This is a genomic window from Paenibacillus sp. JDR-2, assembly GCF_000023585.1.
In the GTDB taxonomy this organism is placed as follows: domain Bacteria; phylum Bacillota; class Bacilli; order Paenibacillales; family Paenibacillaceae; genus Pristimantibacillus.
Genome location: NC_012914.1, coordinates 2,416,143 through 2,431,088 on the forward strand (window position 1 = coordinate 2,416,143; position 14,946 = coordinate 2,431,088).

Annotated in this window: 15 protein-coding genes; 3 read left to right on the plus strand and 12 right to left on the minus strand. The window is 50.7% G+C overall.

Annotation, left to right across the window (positions count from 1 at the left end; translation table 11 throughout):
• Positions 1-150: 150 nt before the first annotated feature.
• Both fabV and PJDR2_RS10415 read right to left on the minus strand, forming a co-directional pair.
• Complete coding sequence (fabV, locus tag PJDR2_RS10410) at positions 151-1,341, minus strand: enoyl-ACP reductase FabV (protein ID WP_015843638.1); 1,191 nt, start codon at positions 1,339-1,341, stop codon at positions 151-153.
• A gap of 194 nt (positions 1,342-1,535) precedes the next feature.
• Complete coding sequence (locus PJDR2_RS10415) at positions 1,536-1,742, minus strand: alpha/beta-type small acid-soluble spore protein (RefSeq protein ID WP_015843639.1); 207 nt, start codon at positions 1,740-1,742, stop codon at positions 1,536-1,538.
• Between the two features lie 191 nt (positions 1,743-1,933).
• Here PJDR2_RS10415 and PJDR2_RS10420 point away from each other — a divergent pair, with 191 nt between their 5' ends.
• Together PJDR2_RS10420 and PJDR2_RS10425 are read left to right on the plus strand one after the other, a co-directional pair.
• On the plus strand, positions 1,934-2,233 hold the full coding sequence (locus PJDR2_RS10420; RefSeq protein WP_015843640.1) for a phasin family protein: 300 nt from the start codon (positions 1,934-1,936) through the stop codon (positions 2,231-2,233).
• Between the two features lie 14 nt (positions 2,234-2,247).
• Positions 2,248-3,915 carry an ABC1 kinase family protein gene (locus PJDR2_RS10425; protein WP_015843641.1) on the plus strand — a complete coding sequence of 556 codons (1,668 nt, stop codon included), beginning with the start codon at positions 2,248-2,250 and terminating at the stop codon, positions 3,913-3,915.
• A gap of 210 nt (positions 3,916-4,125) precedes the next feature.
• Here PJDR2_RS10425 and PJDR2_RS10430 read toward each other — a convergent pair whose 3' ends face one another.
• The 8 genes from PJDR2_RS10430 to PJDR2_RS10465 all read right to left on the minus strand — a co-directional run bounded on the left by PJDR2_RS10430 (position 4,126) and on the right by PJDR2_RS10465 (position 12,422).
• Entirely contained in the window at positions 4,126-5,925 is a 1,800-nt protein-coding gene (locus PJDR2_RS10430; protein WP_015843642.1) for a CotH kinase family protein, read from the minus strand.
• Positions 5,926-5,945: 20 nt separating this feature from the next.
• Positions 5,946-6,653 (minus strand): DUF4956 domain-containing protein, encoded by a 708-nt coding sequence (locus tag PJDR2_RS10435; protein ID WP_015843643.1) that lies wholly within the window; start codon positions 6,651-6,653, stop codon positions 5,946-5,948.
• A 4-nt stretch (positions 6,654-6,657) separates the two neighbouring features.
• Positions 6,658-7,368, minus strand: a complete 711-nt coding sequence (locus PJDR2_RS10440) for a polyphosphate polymerase domain-containing protein (protein ID WP_015843644.1) — start codon at positions 7,366-7,368, stop codon at positions 6,658-6,660.
• A 172-nt stretch (positions 7,369-7,540) separates the two neighbouring features.
• Positions 7,541-9,016 (minus strand): sensor histidine kinase, encoded by a 1,476-nt coding sequence (locus PJDR2_RS10445; protein WP_015843645.1) that lies wholly within the window; start codon positions 9,014-9,016, stop codon positions 7,541-7,543.
• On the minus strand, positions 9,013-9,690 hold the full coding sequence (locus tag PJDR2_RS10450; RefSeq protein WP_015843646.1) for a response regulator transcription factor: 678 nt from the start codon (positions 9,688-9,690) through the stop codon (positions 9,013-9,015). The genes PJDR2_RS10445 and PJDR2_RS10450 overlap by 4 nt, the downstream gene beginning before the upstream one ends.
• A 111-nt stretch (positions 9,691-9,801) precedes the next feature.
• Positions 9,802-10,494 carry a metal-dependent hydrolase gene (locus tag PJDR2_RS10455; protein WP_015843647.1) on the minus strand — a complete coding sequence of 231 codons (693 nt, stop codon included), beginning with the start codon at positions 10,492-10,494 and terminating at the stop codon, positions 9,802-9,804.
• Positions 10,495-10,506: 12 nt separating this feature from the next.
• Positions 10,507-11,394, minus strand: a complete 888-nt coding sequence (locus PJDR2_RS10460) for a VOC family protein (RefSeq protein WP_015843648.1) — start codon at positions 11,392-11,394, stop codon at positions 10,507-10,509.
• A 251-nt stretch (positions 11,395-11,645) separates the two neighbouring features.
• Positions 11,646-12,422 carry a Cof-type HAD-IIB family hydrolase gene (locus PJDR2_RS10465; RefSeq protein ID WP_015843649.1) on the minus strand — a complete coding sequence of 259 codons (777 nt, stop codon included), beginning with the start codon at positions 12,420-12,422 and terminating at the stop codon, positions 11,646-11,648.
• 216 nt (positions 12,423-12,638) lie between these two features.
• Here PJDR2_RS10465 and PJDR2_RS10470 point away from each other — a divergent pair, with 216 nt between their 5' ends.
• On the plus strand, positions 12,639-13,568 hold the full coding sequence (locus PJDR2_RS10470; RefSeq protein ID WP_015843650.1) for a manganese-dependent inorganic pyrophosphatase: 930 nt from the start codon (positions 12,639-12,641) through the stop codon (positions 13,566-13,568).
• Between the two features lie 197 nt (positions 13,569-13,765).
• On the opposite strand, the gene PJDR2_RS10475 is transcribed toward PJDR2_RS10470, so the two are convergent.
• Together PJDR2_RS10475 and PJDR2_RS10480 are read right to left on the minus strand one after the other, a co-directional pair.
• Complete coding sequence (locus PJDR2_RS10475) at positions 13,766-14,281, minus strand: GNAT family N-acetyltransferase (RefSeq protein ID WP_015843651.1); 516 nt, start codon at positions 14,279-14,281, stop codon at positions 13,766-13,768.
• A gap of 113 nt (positions 14,282-14,394) precedes the next feature.
• The gene (locus PJDR2_RS10480) at positions 14,395-14,883 is read right to left on the minus strand and encodes a C40 family peptidase (RefSeq protein WP_041613403.1); all 489 of its coding nucleotides are present in this window, start codon (positions 14,881-14,883) and stop codon (positions 14,395-14,397) included.
• Positions 14,884-14,946: the final 63 nt, after the last annotated feature.

Below are 14,946 nucleotides of genomic sequence, written 5' to 3' on the forward strand. Positions count from 1 at the left end.
CTGGATGGGTGATCTTAACGATGTGGCACATCGTTAAGAAGCGGGAAGTGCGAAGGGCGGGAATTTATAGATGGCGATGGATAGTAAATTGCAGCGTCCCATAATAAAAAGCCGCAGCAGGCTTGCCTGCTGCGGCTTTTCTCTTATCGTTTAACGGAGGTTCGGAACATCAACTTCCGGATTTGTATCCGCTTCGTAGTCAATACCGTCGGTTTCGAAGCCGAACAGCTGGAAGAACTCGCGGCGGTAGCCTTCAAGATCGGACAGCTCGTAAACATTTTCCGTGGTAATCTCGCTCCACAGCTTGTCTACCGCAGCTTGAACGTCTTCGCGCATTTCCCAGTCATCCATGCGGATGAGGCCTTTTTCGTCAACCGGAGTTGGGCCATCTACGTACAGGCGGGTAGCGAACATGCGGTACATTTGCTCGATGCAGCCCTCGTGAATGCCTTTTTCCTTCATTACTTTGAAGAGTGCCGAGATGTATAGCGGCACGACCGGAATGGCGGAGCTGGACTGCGTAACCAGCGCTTTGGCAACCGCTACATAAGCGCGTCCGCCAGTGGAGGACAGCTGCTCGGTCAGGTTGTGCGCCGTAGCTTCCAGATCATTTTTCGCGCGGCCAATTGTGCCGTCACGGTAAACCGCATGCGTAATTTCAGGACCAATGTACGAGTAAGCAATTGTTGTAGCGCCTTCAGCCAGAACGCCTGCTGCTTGGAGATCGTCGATCCACATTTGCCAGTCTTCGCCGCCCATAACGGTAATCGTCTGGCTGATTTCTTCTTCCGTAGCCGGCTCAATCGTAGCTTCGGACACAACCCCGTTATGGAAGTTAACGGTTTTGTTCGAATAGGATTGACCGATCGGCTTAATCACCGAGTTCAGCACTTCGCCGGTCTTCGGATGAACGCGGCGTGGTGCGGCAACGCTGTAGACGACCAGATCAACCGAGCCAAGCTCCGTGCGGATCAGATCGATCGTTCTTGCTTTGGTTTCGTCGGAGAATGCGTCGCCGGTGAGGCTGAAGGATTTCAGGCCGGATTCCGCGGCAGCCTTCTCGAAAGCAGCGGAGTTGTACCAGCCTGGCTTTGCCGTGCGGTTGCCTTCCGCGCCTTTGCTCGTAAATACGCCAACCGTATTTGCGCCTGCGCCAAATGCCGCAACGATACGGGAAGCAAGACCATAACCCGTAGATGCACCGATAACAAGCACATTACGCGGACCTTTCAAATTAGGTTGAGATTGTACGTATTCCACTTGGCGGTTAACTTGCTCTGCGCATCCAACCGGATGGGCGGTTGTACAAATAAAGCCGCGAGATTTCGGTTTAATGATCATATGGTAAAATCCTTTCTTCATTAAAATCATAATTATAGGTTCAGTCCATTAAGACAAGCCATTTCTCATTTTACCGATTTTTAGCTCTAAAGGGAAGTTCACGCACAAAGGAAATCGCAAAAACAGGGCTAAGCCCGTTGAAACAGCGAATGCTGCAGGGTCAGCCCTTGTCGTGTAAGTATAGTACAGCTTTTCTAGTAGCGGCCAGCGATTTGCTGTTCAGCCATCTGGATGAGACGTTTGGTAATCGTTCCGCCGATGGAGCCCATATCGTGAGTAGTCATATTGCCGTAGTAGCCGTCAGCGGGAAGCTCTATGCCAAGCTCTTGCGCGATCTCGAACTTTAGTTGTTCAAGCGCTGCGCGTGCATTTGGCACTAATAAGGATTTGCGGTTAGCCATTGATTCCGCCTCCTAAAAAAATGGTCAGGATTAGACTAATTCATAACGTTATTATGCGATTCGCAAAAAGAATTATACGTAAATCAATCCTTTTTTTACCTTTGCGAAACGGTTTATATAGGGGGAATGACTGTAATCCGGCCAAGTTGCATAAACTGGATATATTCCATACTGTAGGAGATGTGATACAGATGAAGGATTTGTTCGGAAGAGCCGTATCGTTTGGACTTGGATTTGCGGTCACAAGCAAGGAGCAAGTTGAGAAGCTGGCGGAGGAATGGGTGCGAAAAGGCGAAATTACCAAAGCCGAATCGTCCGTATACGTCGATGAGCTGCTCAAGAAAGGCGAAGAAACACGCAATAAAATTGAAGAGATGATTCGTGAACGCGTCCAATCCGTTATTGGAGAAAAATACGTAACAAGAGAGCGGTACGAGCAGTTGGAGCAGCGGGTGGCGGCGCTGGAGCATAAAGAAATACCTGTGGACTGATCTGAGGCGGATGTATGAGCGTAAGATCAAAATTCCGTCATTTGCAGCGTTATCGGGAGATCGCGATTGCTTTTGTCCGCAACGGCTTCGGGTATATCGCCAAAGATTTGGGACTGCCGGATACGGGACTGGTGCTGCGCGGCGGTGAGAGGCAAGGCATTCGCAAACGCGGAGTTGGCGAGCGGCTTCGCATGTTTCTGGAGGAGCTTGGACCAACCTTCGTTAAGCTGGGTCAAATGGCGAGCATAAGGCCAGACCTGATTCCTGCCGGCATTATCGCGGAGCTGGAGCAGCTGCAGGATCATGTTCAGCCTTTTTCATATTTGGAAGCCGTACATATTATTGAAGATGAACTAGGCTCGCCGCTTGAGCAGTTATTTGCCGAGTTCAGCGAAGAGCCGCTGGCTTCCGCGTCAATCGGGCAGGTGTACCGGGCCAAGCTGGTTGACGGCACAGTGGTAGCGGTCAAAGTGCAGCGCCCCCATATACAAAAGGTCATCGAGACGGATCTCGATATCTTGTCGGAGCTTGCAAGAGTCGCGGAGCATCGTCTCGAATGGGCGCGCAGCTACAGGCTTCGCGACATGATCGACGAAATTGCCAGAGCGCTTCGCGCCGAGCTCGATTACGGGCTGGAGGCACGCAATGCGGAACGGTTCGCCGCCCAAAGCAGCAGATTTGACGGCATCATTATTCCTGCTGTGTATTGGGAGTATACAAGCAAGCTCGTTCTGACGATGGATTATGTGGAAGGCATCAAGCTGTCGGACCGCGAGCGTCTAGAACAAGGAGGATATGATCACAAAAAGCTTGCGGAGAGGTATTCCAAAGCCATCTTTCACCAGGTGCTGGTGGACGGTTTTTTTCATGGGGATCCGCATCCGGGCAATGTGCTGGCTCTGCCTGACGGGAACCTGGCTTTTCTTGATTTTGGGATGGTCGGAAGACTTACGCCTGACATGAAGCAGCATTTTGCCACCTTTGTAATCGGCCTGCGCAATCAAAGCACAAGTACGATTATCCGGGCGATTAACGGGATGGGCTTTATTCCCGATGATACGGACAGGAAGGCACTCCGTGCTGACGTGGACGAAATGAGGGATAAGTATTACAAAGTTCCCCTTAGCCAGGTCAAGATCGGGGAATCGGTGAATGAGCTGTTCGCGCTTGCTTTCCGCCATGGGATACGAATTCCGTCCGAGCTTACGCTGCTCGGCAAAACGTTCCTCACCCTGGAAGGCGTAGTGACAGCGCTTGACCCGGACTTCAGCGTGTTTGACGTCGCAGAGCCGTTTGGCCGGAAGCTGGTTATCGAGAAGCTGGATCCGCGGCGGATCGCGCGCAAATGGGTGGATGATATCCCGGATTATCTGGAGCTGCTCTCGGATGTTCCGCTTAGTCTCCGGAGCGTGCTCAATATGATGCGAAGGGGCAGGCTGGGGCTAGATCTTGCCATTCCCGAGTTAAATGCCGTGCTGAAAAAGCTTGATCAAATCAGCAACCGGCTAAGCCTCAGTATTGTGCTATTGTCGTTCAGCATTATTATGGTTGGCCTCATTATAGGCTCGTCGATGGGGCATCAGAGCACGCTGCTGTGGGATATACCGGCGATTGAGATCGGGTTTGGGATTGCTTCGATTCTGTTTGTGTGGTTAATTGTGGCAATCATACGAAGCAGATAGTTATTTGTTTGATTAGGAATAACGGAATGTATCTCCTTCCGGCCGCTGTTGCCAGTATTTTACCTTTAACAATATTTATAGGTGGTAAAATACATGACAAAGGCGAACGCTACGCTCCTCCAGGAGATACATTGCCTCTATTCTTTATCAATTATTTTTTTGGGGAACATGTAAAGGAGCAGGGGGGATTCCCTGCTCCTTTTTTATGTCTTATAGTCTTCTGCGGTTGAAATATTTAATGAACAGACAGGACAGGAGCAAGACAAGGATGGCGATACCGGCCGTAATGGCTTCGCGGGAGTTATCCTTCTCGGCAGTTTGATTGCCCATGCCCATTCCGGGGAAGCCCCCGCCGCCCATGCCGCCTTGGAATCCGTCCGGTGGCTGACCCATGCCGCCGCCCTGGAACCCGTCCGGCGGCCCGCCCATGTCGCCGCCCGGGAATCCCATGCCATCGCCGCCTTGTGCTGCACCTTGCTGTTGGCCGCCGTTGGCGTTGCCAGTGCCGGTGCTGCCTTGGCTTTGCTGCGCCTCTGCGCCATTCGCGCCTTGTGCGGCAGCCGGAACCGCGCCTTGCTTGGTGTTCGCCGCGCCATTGGCGCCTTGCTGCGCCGCATTGCCGCCCGCAGCACCCTGCTGCTGCCCGCCTGCGTCAGCGGCATTTTGCTGACGGTTGCCGCCGCCACGCATGCCGCCACCGCCGCCAAAACCTCCGCCGCTGCCGGAGCCATCGCCCGAGGAGGCAATCGTGCCGTCAAGCTGCTGCGAGATATTGCTGATCATGCTTGCATTGGTCGAGATCAGCGATTTGACGCCCGCCTCATACTGCTCGTACGTATAGAACGAGGAAGGATCCGCTTTTACATATGATGCAATCATCGTGTTAAGCTCATTTACTCTTGCCTGGAATTGCGAATCCGACAAGTAACCGTCAACGATCTTCTGGAGCATTTCATGGTACTTCTCTTTGTATTCATCCACGGCAAGCAGCTTCGCGATTAGCGGCCGGTCAGCCACCGCGCTTTGCGTAGGCTCGTCGATTAAGAGACTGCTTGAACCGCCGCCACCACCCATCATTCCCATGCCGCCAAAGGCCATATTATAATCCCATGGCAGAATCGAGAAGACGCCGTCATCTTCATATAGATAATAGTTTTGCTTGTTGCTGCCCAGGTAGCTGTCCATATTATTGGTAGCTACGTTTAGGGCGATATACCCCAAGGCATCATCGACATTGATATATTTCTCCAGATCGGTGCCGCTATTCAGCTCTTTCAGCATATCGATCAGAATGTCGTTATTGGATGATTTGGATTTTTGCGCAAGACCCGGGTAAGAATCAAGCTTGTCGTCAATCCAGAGCAGATCGCTGCCCGTACCCATAATGCCCTTGTACAAAGCGCCGTAAGAGTTGTCGAAATTGCGGTTCAGGTATTCGTCCCCGACTTGTTCAATCGCCAGGTAGAAGCCCCATAGCTTGTCATTGACATAGACGTTAACGAACGAAAACTTAGGAGTCGGCAGGCCCATTTGTTCCGCCAGCTCGTAGGTCAGAAATTCACGCATATAAGACGCATCGCTGTAATTGTTGTTCAGGTTGATTTTGCTGATGCCGCCAAGCGTTTGGTTCACGTATTCGTCAAAAGAGATCTTGAAGCTGTACCTGTCGGAATCCTCCATCTGCACAACGCTGCGCAGGCTTAGATTGCCCTTGGCGCGAATGCCGACATTATCGAAATGCTCTCCGTTATAATCGACGGACGCCGTGTGATATTCCTCGGCGCTGGCATTATCAATAATGTCCTGGAACTGATCTTCATCGATCGTAATTTTTACGTCGACGACTTTATTTTTCGGAAACACGGTTTCGTCTAAAAACTGCTCCTCCTTGGTGGTAGCTTTGTTCTCAGCACTTTCTCCCTCATTGTTAGCTGTCGGCTTGGAGCCGCATCCTGTTAACCCGATGATCAGAATGATGGAGAAGAGCGTCAGTAAAAACTTCGCTTTCATCTTAAACACCATCCTGTCTTTTACGATACGTAATCTCCGTTATAGCTGATCAGAACGGCATTGCGAACGCCGGCAATCTGCGACAGTTCGTTTACAAAACGTCCTTCCTGATCGTTCAGACGGACTTCCAGCGTAACTTCGATATTGCCTGCGGATACGGTTTTTTGCTTCACGTTATAACGTTTAACCATCTTGCCGACTTGTTGTTGCACGGCTTTTTCGCTCTCATCGTTCGCGCATTGAACAACCAGAAGGTACGGATTTTCCACCTTGCCGCCTTTTACGAACAGGAAGAGGACAAGTCCGATAATAACGGAACCAACTACGGCAAGGGTGAAGAAGCCTGCGCCGGTTACGATACCCGCAGCTGCTGCCCAGAACAGGAAGATCAGGTCGGTCGGGTCTTTAATTGGCGTACGGAAACGAACGATCGAGAGCGCGCCAACCATGCCGAGGGACAGAACGAGGTTCGAATTGACCGCCAGAATAACGACGGACGTAATGATAGTCATCCCGATCAGGGAGACGTTAAAGCTCTTGGAGTATAAAACTCCGCTAAAGATTCTCTTGTAAAGCGTGTAAATAAACAGACCGATTAAGAAAGAGATAGCGAGCGTAATCAGCATTTTCGAAATATCGATGCTTGAATTGAAGTTGTCGAGGACCGAGCTTTTGAAAAGGTCGGAAAACGTATTGGTTGTATCGGTTGCGTTTGTTGTTGTATCCATTGGTTTAATAATCCTCCCACGAGTTATATTTCAGAAATTTACGGCAGATCACGTACTTGGACGCCGATTGCCGGTTCAGGCCTTCAAGCTGCAGCGCAGTCTGAATGTAGCCCGGGATGTACTCGTCAAATTTCACTTCCAGGATGATGAGATCTTCATCAATCGCTTTAACGGGCGCCAGCTCGGGATCAAAAATATCCACCGCATGCAGCCCGGTCCGCAGATCCTTGTCGAACGTAATCCGCACGTTGCCGTTGTGGCAGACATAAGGCTCGCGCACGTAATCGACGATGACTTTCGGACGCAGCAGATTGTCGTGCATTTCGTTGTAGATCTCCATAAGAAGCGGCTTGTCCGGTACGTTCAGAACCTCGTAATCACCTGCCATGATGCGGTTGTACATCTCTCTGGTAAGCGGCTCCTTCAACTTGGCGATGTAGTCCATCCGCTTAAGCTTTTTCTCGAAATGAATGACTTTGTCCTGGCCGTTGTAGATGCGGATCCGGTACTTCTTCCTGTCCCGGAAGCCGCCCAGCTTGTCGTTTAAGGCGGTATTGCTAAAATCGTCGAAATACAAGCTTCGGATATGGTATTCACCGGTTGAACCAGCGTGCTCGTCGGGCTGCATCAGATTCCTTAACCGCTGGCGAATCGTGAAATATTGCAGATGGTTGATGAAAAATTTCAGCTCATTCCTGAATTTGATCTTGCTCACTATTACACCTCGTTTCACTGTCGCGTTTGCCCTCGTTTACATTCTCTTAACAAAACTTATTGTATAGGCTGAGTCTGATGCTAATCTTAACGCTGGCTGAAAGAATGCTGAATGTCTTCATGCGCACGGCAAAAAGGCTATCCCGCCATTTAATATGACGGGATAGCCTTTTTCATCTATGAAGCGGCAGTCTGATCTGAAACGAGCTGCCTGACCATTCGCTACTGTCCACATGTATGGTGCCGTTATGCTTCGCGATAAGGGACTGGGTAATGGCAAGGCCAAGGCCTGTACCGCCGCTTTTGCGCGTTCGCGAGGATTCGCTCCGGTAGAATCGCTCGAATAGATGGGGCAGATGCTCCGGCGCTATGCCTGAGCCATTGTCGGACACGGTTATAACCGCTTCAGCCGCTTCCGTATATAGCTTAAGGGACAAGCTGCCGGCATCCGGATCGGTATGCTGAACGGCATTCAGGAACAGATTCAGCACCGCTTGCTTAAGCTGGTCGGGATGCCCGGACACCTGTATGCCCGGATTGATTTGCAGGCTGACGTTGCGAGTGCCGCCTAGTAGACGAAGCTGGGGCTCCATTTCTTGCAGAAGCTTGTCCAGCCGGATCTCGATCCGTTCGGGCGAAGGGGCCAGGTCAAGCTTGGCGAGCAGGAGCAAATCCTCAACCAGCTTGTTGATCCGTTTGGATTCCAGCTGCATGCTGGTTAGGGCGGAACGAAGCTGGTCCGGATTGGAAGCGGCCCCGCGCAGCAAGACTTCGATAAAGCCATGAATAGACGTAAGCGGCGTTCGCAATTCATGCGATGCGTCCGCGATAAACCGTCTCATTCGTTCCGTTGTCTCCCGCTCGGCTTCAAAGGAAAGGTCAAGACGCTCCAGCATCCCGTTGAAGGCAACGGCAAGCTGGTCGATTTCCAGCTGCCCTTGATTCACGGGCAGTCTTTCGTTCAGATTGGCGGCGTCCGTCTGGCTGACCTTCTGCACGACGCTCGACAATGGCCGAAGCGTGCGGCGCAGCAGGGGAATATAGAACCATAAGCCGGCAGCCAGCGCAAGCACGGACAATCCGATAAAGATCGCAAGCTGAGTCATCAGTATTTGCTTCAGAGAAGCGGTATCGGTTCCCGCCTGTATGATGCCGTCTGGATGTCCGGGAGGCCCCGTGACATGAAAGACGACCAGCTGCTGCGTGCCTTTTTTGTCCGTCAAGATCCGGTAAGTACCATGCTGATTAGGCTGTTTAAGCAGCTCTTTATATTGCCCGGCCGATAATTGAGGCGCGTTAAGCTCGTCATCCCGCGACAGATCGGTAAATTCGCCATCAAGATTAATCGAGGCAAGCGACAAGCCCGGCTGATAATAAAAAGGTGCCGGTATGGGAAGCTGCATAGGCGGCGAGCTGCCGGGCGGACTGCCGGCGCCGTTCCCGCCGCCGAACCGCTCACCGCCAAACCAATCATGGGGAAGCGAGATTAATTGAGCATCCAACGCTTCGGCTTTATTTTTATATTGGAAATCCTTCATCAAGACATATTGCAAAATGCCAATCATAAGCAGCAGAGCCGCCATGACAAACAGAGAACGCTGAAGAAGCTGAAATCGGAGGGAGCGGGGGGCCAAGAACGATCGTCTCATGACAGATCCATCCTGTAACCGACACCCCGCAGCGTACGGATAAGCCGGTGCTCCTTGTCGCCAAGCTTGTCCCGCAGGGAGCGGATATACACCTCGACGATATTTTCTTCCCCGCCAAACCGGTAGCCCCATACGCTGTCCAGTATTTGCGCTTTGCTGAGCACAATGCCGTTGTTCTGCACGATATATTTCAGCAGCTCATATTCGGTGGGGGAGAGCTCCAGGACCTGATCCTGGTAGATCAGTTCCTTTTTCACGTCGTTAACGCGGAAGGGACCGTATGTCGCCTCGCCAAGCAAGCTTGGGAACTGGTTGCGGAGCCGGGCTTTGATCCGGGCGAGCAGCTCTTCGAAGCTAAAGGGCTTCACGACATAATCATCCGCGCCAAGCGTCAAGCCTTTCACCCGGTCTTCGATGTCATCCTTCGCGGTAAGCATGATGACAGCAACGTTTGCGCCTGTGTCTTTGACCGCTTGGCATACTTCAAAACCGTTCAACTCCGGCATCATCACGTCTAGAATAAGGACATGGGGCTGAAATTCCTTGGCCACCTGCAAAGCGGCTGCGCCGTCCTGCGCGGTACGGATGTCAAAGCCTTCGTTCAGCAGTCCCAGCTCAAGAAACTGTATAATATGCGGCTCGTCATCAGCCAGCAATAATCGGATTCCGTTCATAAATTCTCCTTGTTAACTTGTTGTCTACTTATTATCGTCGTTTTTAGCAAGAATTTCATTAACCGCAAATAAAAAAAGCTGCCGACCCTATAAGGGAAGGCAGCTTGCGTGTTAGATGGACAGCTTCTGGCCGGGCTCGAGGAGCTGGCCTTTTAAGCCTTTTGCTTCCAAGGCTTGAACAAAGGCTTCCGCATCCTGGCGGATAATCGGGAAGGAATTGTAGTGAACCGGGATCGTCAGCTTGGCGCCGAACCATTCGGCCGCTTGAAGGGCATCTTCAGGACCCATCGTGAAATGGTCGCCAATCGGGATGAGGGAAACGTCAATGTTATGACGGTCGCCGATCATTTTCATATCGCCATACAAAGCAGTATCGCCGGCATGGAGGATCGTCTTGCCGTCCACCGTAATAATGTAGCCGCCCGGCATGCCTCCGTAAATAATGCGCTGCTCCTCAGCGATTGTAATGCCCGAGCTGTGGAAGGCTTGAATCATTTTCGCTTTGGCAAAGCCAAGATCAACGGTCCCGCCGATGTTCATGCCAATCGTCTCAAGACCTTTCCAGGACATGTAAGTGGCAAGCTCGACGTTTGCAACAACAGGAGCATTATTCGCGCGTGAGATAGGCTCCGCATCCAGGATATGATCCATATGGGCATGCGTTAGAAGAACCGAGTTGACCTTGATGTCTTCCGGCTTGGTTACTGCCAGTTCGTTGCCTCTGAGGAATGGATCGATTACAAGCGAGTTATCGCCGGAAGTAATTTGAACACAGGAATGTCCGTGAAAAATAATGTCGGTCATCTTAGCAGCTCCTTAATGGTTGTTTTGTTGGATAAGTTTCGTGGTAAGTTTAATGCGTACGCTGGACGGATCGGTGACAAAGGCAGCGCCGTCCTGCTGTTCAACGGAAATGCCTGCGGCAAGAAGCCGTTCCAGGGTCGACGACAGTTCGCCGGAATCCGGATACACGATCGTAAAATAGTCGAGGCCGGTTGATTGAGGGGAGGGAGCGGGAGCTCCGATACCAGCCCATACATTAAGTCCAATATGGTGATGGTAGCCTCCGGCCGATACGAATAATGCCCGCATCTGGGTATAATCGCCGACAATATCGAAGCCTAGCAGACCGTTATAGAATGCTCTTGATTCCGGAATGCCCACCGTATGTAGATGAACATGGCCCATGATGGTTTCAGGCGGCAGACCTTTCGTTATATCTTCTTCGCCGGCTTCCTGCAATAGACCTTCCCAGTCTATAGGATCCGTTGCCATAACGTAATCGCCGTTAGCGTCGCGCTTCCATTCGGATCTTGGACGGTCGGCATAAATCTCGATGCCGTTATTGTCGGGATCGGACAGGTACAACGCTTCGCTGACCAGGTGATCGGCCTGACCAAGCGGGATGCGGCGAGCGATCAGCCGCTTCAGAACGATGCCAAGCTCCTTGCGGCTCGGAAGCAGCAGGGCATAGTGGTACAGCCCGGTTGTTCCTCTGCGCTCCGGCGCTATTACAGCATTAGGTATTTGCTCAAGCAGAATGAGAGCTGTCTTGCCATCAGCGGTTAATGCGGCAGTCGTGCTCGTCTGCTCCAGAATTCGGAGGCCGATAACCTCGGTGTAGAAGCTGAGAGATTGTGCAAGATTGCTGATCTTGAGCTTTACAGCGCCAAGAACGGTATCTGGATGGATGCTTGTGGACATGATGTAGCCCTCCTTCGCTTAGTTACTTTTTGTAAATTAATATAAATAATATATTTAGTGTTGTCAAGTTATGGGATTGTGAAAACGCGGGGAAAGGGCGTGGAGCAAGGTTCCGGAAACGGCTTATGTACCTGTGTTAGTGTGGAATAAAAATGCGAATACGATACGCGGTTTCGTCAGGCGGCGGCAGATTCCGCCATCATGCGGCGCCAAAAATAAAAGCCCGCGCAGTGGCGGGCTTGGCTAATCATTTATTTAATAAGACCGGCATGTACGAGACCGTTGCGGATGCCGCTGTCGCTTACATGCGTCGTAATGTAATTCGCGAATGGCATCAGCTCTTTATGGGAGTTGCCCATCGCAATGCCAAGGCCAACAACCTCGAGCATTTCTTTATCGTTTAGACCGTCGCCGAACGCAACGGCTTCTTCCGGAGCGATGTTGAGCAGCTTGAGCAGGGCTTTGATCCCTTGCGCCTTGGAGCCGTCAATCGTAAGCACGTCCATCGCCGTGTCGTGCCAGCGGATAAAACGAAGTCCCGGATTAGCCTCTCCGTATAGATGCTCTTCTTCGGCGGTGCAATGCAGGAAGATCTGATAGACGTCTTCCTTCTGCCAGAAGTCCGGATCAAAGCCCGGCTGCGCAACGCGCAGCGATGCTACGGAATTAAACACATGCGGGTGGGATTCCGTATTGCGGTAGAACGAATCATGTCCTTCGAACACGAGGGTATGATTGTGAGCGGAAGCATGGCTGACCAGAGTTTCCACGTCTTCGCGCGGAATAGGGCGCCGGTAGATTGCTTCTCCTTTATATACGACGTACGCGCCATTCAGGCTGACATAAGAATCAATACCAAGCTGCTCGGCAATTGGAGCGAAAAAGTATGGCGCTCTGCCCGTTGCGATAACAGCGGGTACGCCGCTTGCTTGCAGGTCGCGAATCGCGTCAATCGTATCCTGCGGGATTTGTTTTTCTTCATCCAATAATGTGCCGTCGATGTCAAAGAAAGCAATTTTGTATGGCATAAGCTTACCTCTCCTATCCCTATTTGCGGTTTCATCTATATATTGACGTACTATAACACCGATTTCCGCGATTAGGCAAGCTTTAAAGGCTGGAAGACGGCGCTGGGCAATGCGGACATTTTGAATGAATCGGCGTAAAGAAGTAGGAGTTAGAAGCATTATGCGATATAATCAGATTTGGGTTTCTATAATTGGGAAATAAGGAGAATGCACGCAATGGAAAAAACATTGATCTTCGGGCACAAAAATCCGGATACAGACACAATCTGCTCAGCGATTGCCTACGCTGAACTGAAATCGAAACTTGGTTTTGACGTTGAAGCCGTACGCCTTGGCGACGTTAACGGCGAAACGCAATATGCTCTGGACTACTTCAAGACTGAAACTCCGCGTTTTGTTGAGACTGTAGCAGGCGAAGTAAACAACGTAATTCTGGTTGACCATAACGAGCGCCAGCAAAGCGTTTCCGATATTGATCAAGTTCGCGTCGTTGAAGTTATCGACCATCACCGTATCGCTAACTTCGAAACGGCAGCTCCGCTGTACTTCCGTGCTGAGCCTGTAGGCTGCACGGCTACAATCCTCAACAAGCTGTACAAAGAAAACGGCGTTGCGATCCGCAAAGAAATCGCTGGCCTGATGTTGTCCGCTATTATCTCTGACTCTCTTCTGTTCAAATCGCCTACTTGCACCGAGCAAGACGTAGCGGCTGCTCGCGAGCTGGCTGAAATCGCTGGCGTTGACGCTGAAGTTTACGGTCTGGAAATGCTGAAAGCCGGCGCGGATCTCCGCGACAAAACAATCGAGCAGCTTCTGTCGCTTGACGCGAAAGAATTCTCGATGGGCAGCGCAAAAGTGGAAATCGCTCAAGTTAACGCGGTTGATACAAACGACGTTCTGGTTCGCCAAGCGGAACTGGAAGCGGCAATCAACGAAACCATCGCGAAAAAAGGTCTGGACCTGTTCGTATTTGTCGTTACCGACATCCTGAACAGCGATTCCGTTGCTCTTACTCTGGGTGCAAAAGCTAATGCTGTTGAGCAAGCTTACAACGTAACTTTGGAAGGCAACAAGGCGCTTCTGAAAGGCGTTGTCTCGCGTAAGTCGCAGATCGTTCCTATTCTAACCGAAACTTTGAGCAAATAATATCAGATCGAAGTTTCTGGTTCTAACCGAAACTTTGAGCAAATAATATCAGATCGAAGTTTCTGGTTCTAACCGAAACTTTGAGCAAATAATATCAGATCGAAGTTTCTGGTTCTAACCGAAACTTTGAGCAAATAATACACTATATAATAGAAGAAAGAGGTTGTCCCTGGTGGACATCCTCTTTCTTTTTGCTGCTATTTATTGCGCTGCTTCAGCCTCAGCACCATATCTTCTTCATCCCAATATCGATCCTGCGCTTTCATGGCATTCCGCTCAATGCCAAACACCTCGAAACCGCAGCTGGCATATAGCGCTTTGGCCGCCGCATTTTCCGAAATGACGGTCAAATTAATCTGCTCGAGCCCATCCATATTCGAGGCTTTATGGATCAGCTCCGTAACCAGCCGCTTGCCAGTCCCATGACCGCGTGCCTCCGGAGCGACATACATCGCATAGACATTCCCTTTATGAAAAATTTCCGGTTTGCTTTCTCTGACAAAAGTATCCATGCCAACTAGCTTGCCTGCATGAAAAGCACCTAAAGTGAAACGTCCTTCATCCGGCTTCAGTTGACTTGCGATCTCGTCTAATGATCTTACGACCTGGATCTCGTAAGTGGTTAGGAACGCTTCGGGACTTTCAAGCAGGGATTGCAGACGAAGTACACGGTAAGCTTCCGCATCTGCTTCGGTTAAAATTCTGATTTCCACGGTGCCACCTCCATTACTGCTCGAAATTCCATGCGGGAGGGAAGTATTCCTTCGCCGCCATGCAAAAAAAAAATGGCTGAGCTTGTTAGCTCAACCATTGTGCATTTATGGAGTTAGTTAACGACACGGCGTGCAGTTACGTATTTGCTGGACCAGTAAGAGCTGGACATGTCGGATACGGTAACGCCTTGGCTTGTGGAGCTGTGAAGGATTTTTTTCGAACCGGCATAAATGGCCACGTGGCTGATGCTAATGCCGTTCGTGCGGAAGAACACTAGATCACCCGTGCTCAGTTCCGTCTTTGGAACTTTTTTGCCAACAGTTGCTTGTTCGGCTGCAGTGCGGGGCAGGTTAACTTCAAGGCCTGCAAACATGAATTTCGTAAAGGACGAGCAGTCAAAGGCGTATGTAATACCGACTGGGGCACCGTATTTGTAAGGTACGCCTAAGTAATTTTTACCTTCGCTAATCAAAGACAACGTTTTTTCTGTAGCAGCGTTTGCATGATTTGTTGTAGTGGCAAGAGTGAAGGCTGATGCAGCAATTGTTGCAACCAGGCTGAATGTCATTATTTTTTTGAGGGATTTAAATGTGTTTTTCATGGTAGTATGGTTTCCTTTCGTTTGGAAGTTCATTCGAATATAGATTCCATCTTTCGTTGAAAT

Coding starts and splice junctions, on each gene's coding strand:
- PJDR2_RS10480 (WP_041613403.1), bottom strand. CDS start 14,883: ATGAAAAACACATTTAAATCCCTCAAAAAAATAATGACATTCAGCCTG.
- PJDR2_RS10430 (WP_015843642.1), bottom strand. CDS start 5,925: ATGAAAGCGAAGTTTTTACTGACGCTCTTCTCCATCATTCTGATCATC.
- PJDR2_RS10465 (WP_015843649.1), bottom strand. CDS start 12,422: ATGCCATACAAAATTGCTTTCTTTGACATCGACGGCACATTATTGGAT.
- fabV (WP_015843638.1), bottom strand. CDS start 1,341: ATGATCATTAAACCGAAATCTCGCGGCTTTATTTGTACAACCGCCCAT.
- PJDR2_RS10425 (WP_015843641.1), top strand. CDS start 2,248: ATGAGCGTAAGATCAAAATTCCGTCATTTGCAGCGTTATCGGGAGATC.
- PJDR2_RS10445 (WP_015843645.1), bottom strand. CDS start 9,016: ATGAGACGATCGTTCTTGGCCCCCCGCTCCCTCCGATTTCAGCTTCTT.
- PJDR2_RS10435 (WP_015843643.1), bottom strand. CDS start 6,653: ATGGATACAACAACAAACGCAACCGATACAACCAATACGTTTTCCGAC.
- PJDR2_RS10455 (WP_015843647.1), bottom strand. CDS start 10,494: ATGACCGACATTATTTTTCACGGACATTCCTGTGTTCAAATTACTTCC.
- PJDR2_RS10415 (WP_015843639.1), bottom strand. CDS start 1,742: ATGGCTAACCGCAAATCCTTATTAGTGCCAAATGCACGCGCAGCGCTT.
- PJDR2_RS10450 (WP_015843646.1), bottom strand. CDS start 9,690: ATGAACGGAATCCGATTATTGCTGGCTGATGACGAGCCGCATATTATA.
- PJDR2_RS10420 (WP_015843640.1), top strand. CDS start 1,934: ATGAAGGATTTGTTCGGAAGAGCCGTATCGTTTGGACTTGGATTTGCG.
- PJDR2_RS10470 (WP_015843650.1), top strand. CDS start 12,639: ATGGAAAAAACATTGATCTTCGGGCACAAAAATCCGGATACAGACACA.
- PJDR2_RS10460 (WP_015843648.1), bottom strand. CDS start 11,394: ATGTCCACAAGCATCCATCCAGATACCGTTCTTGGCGCTGTAAAGCTC.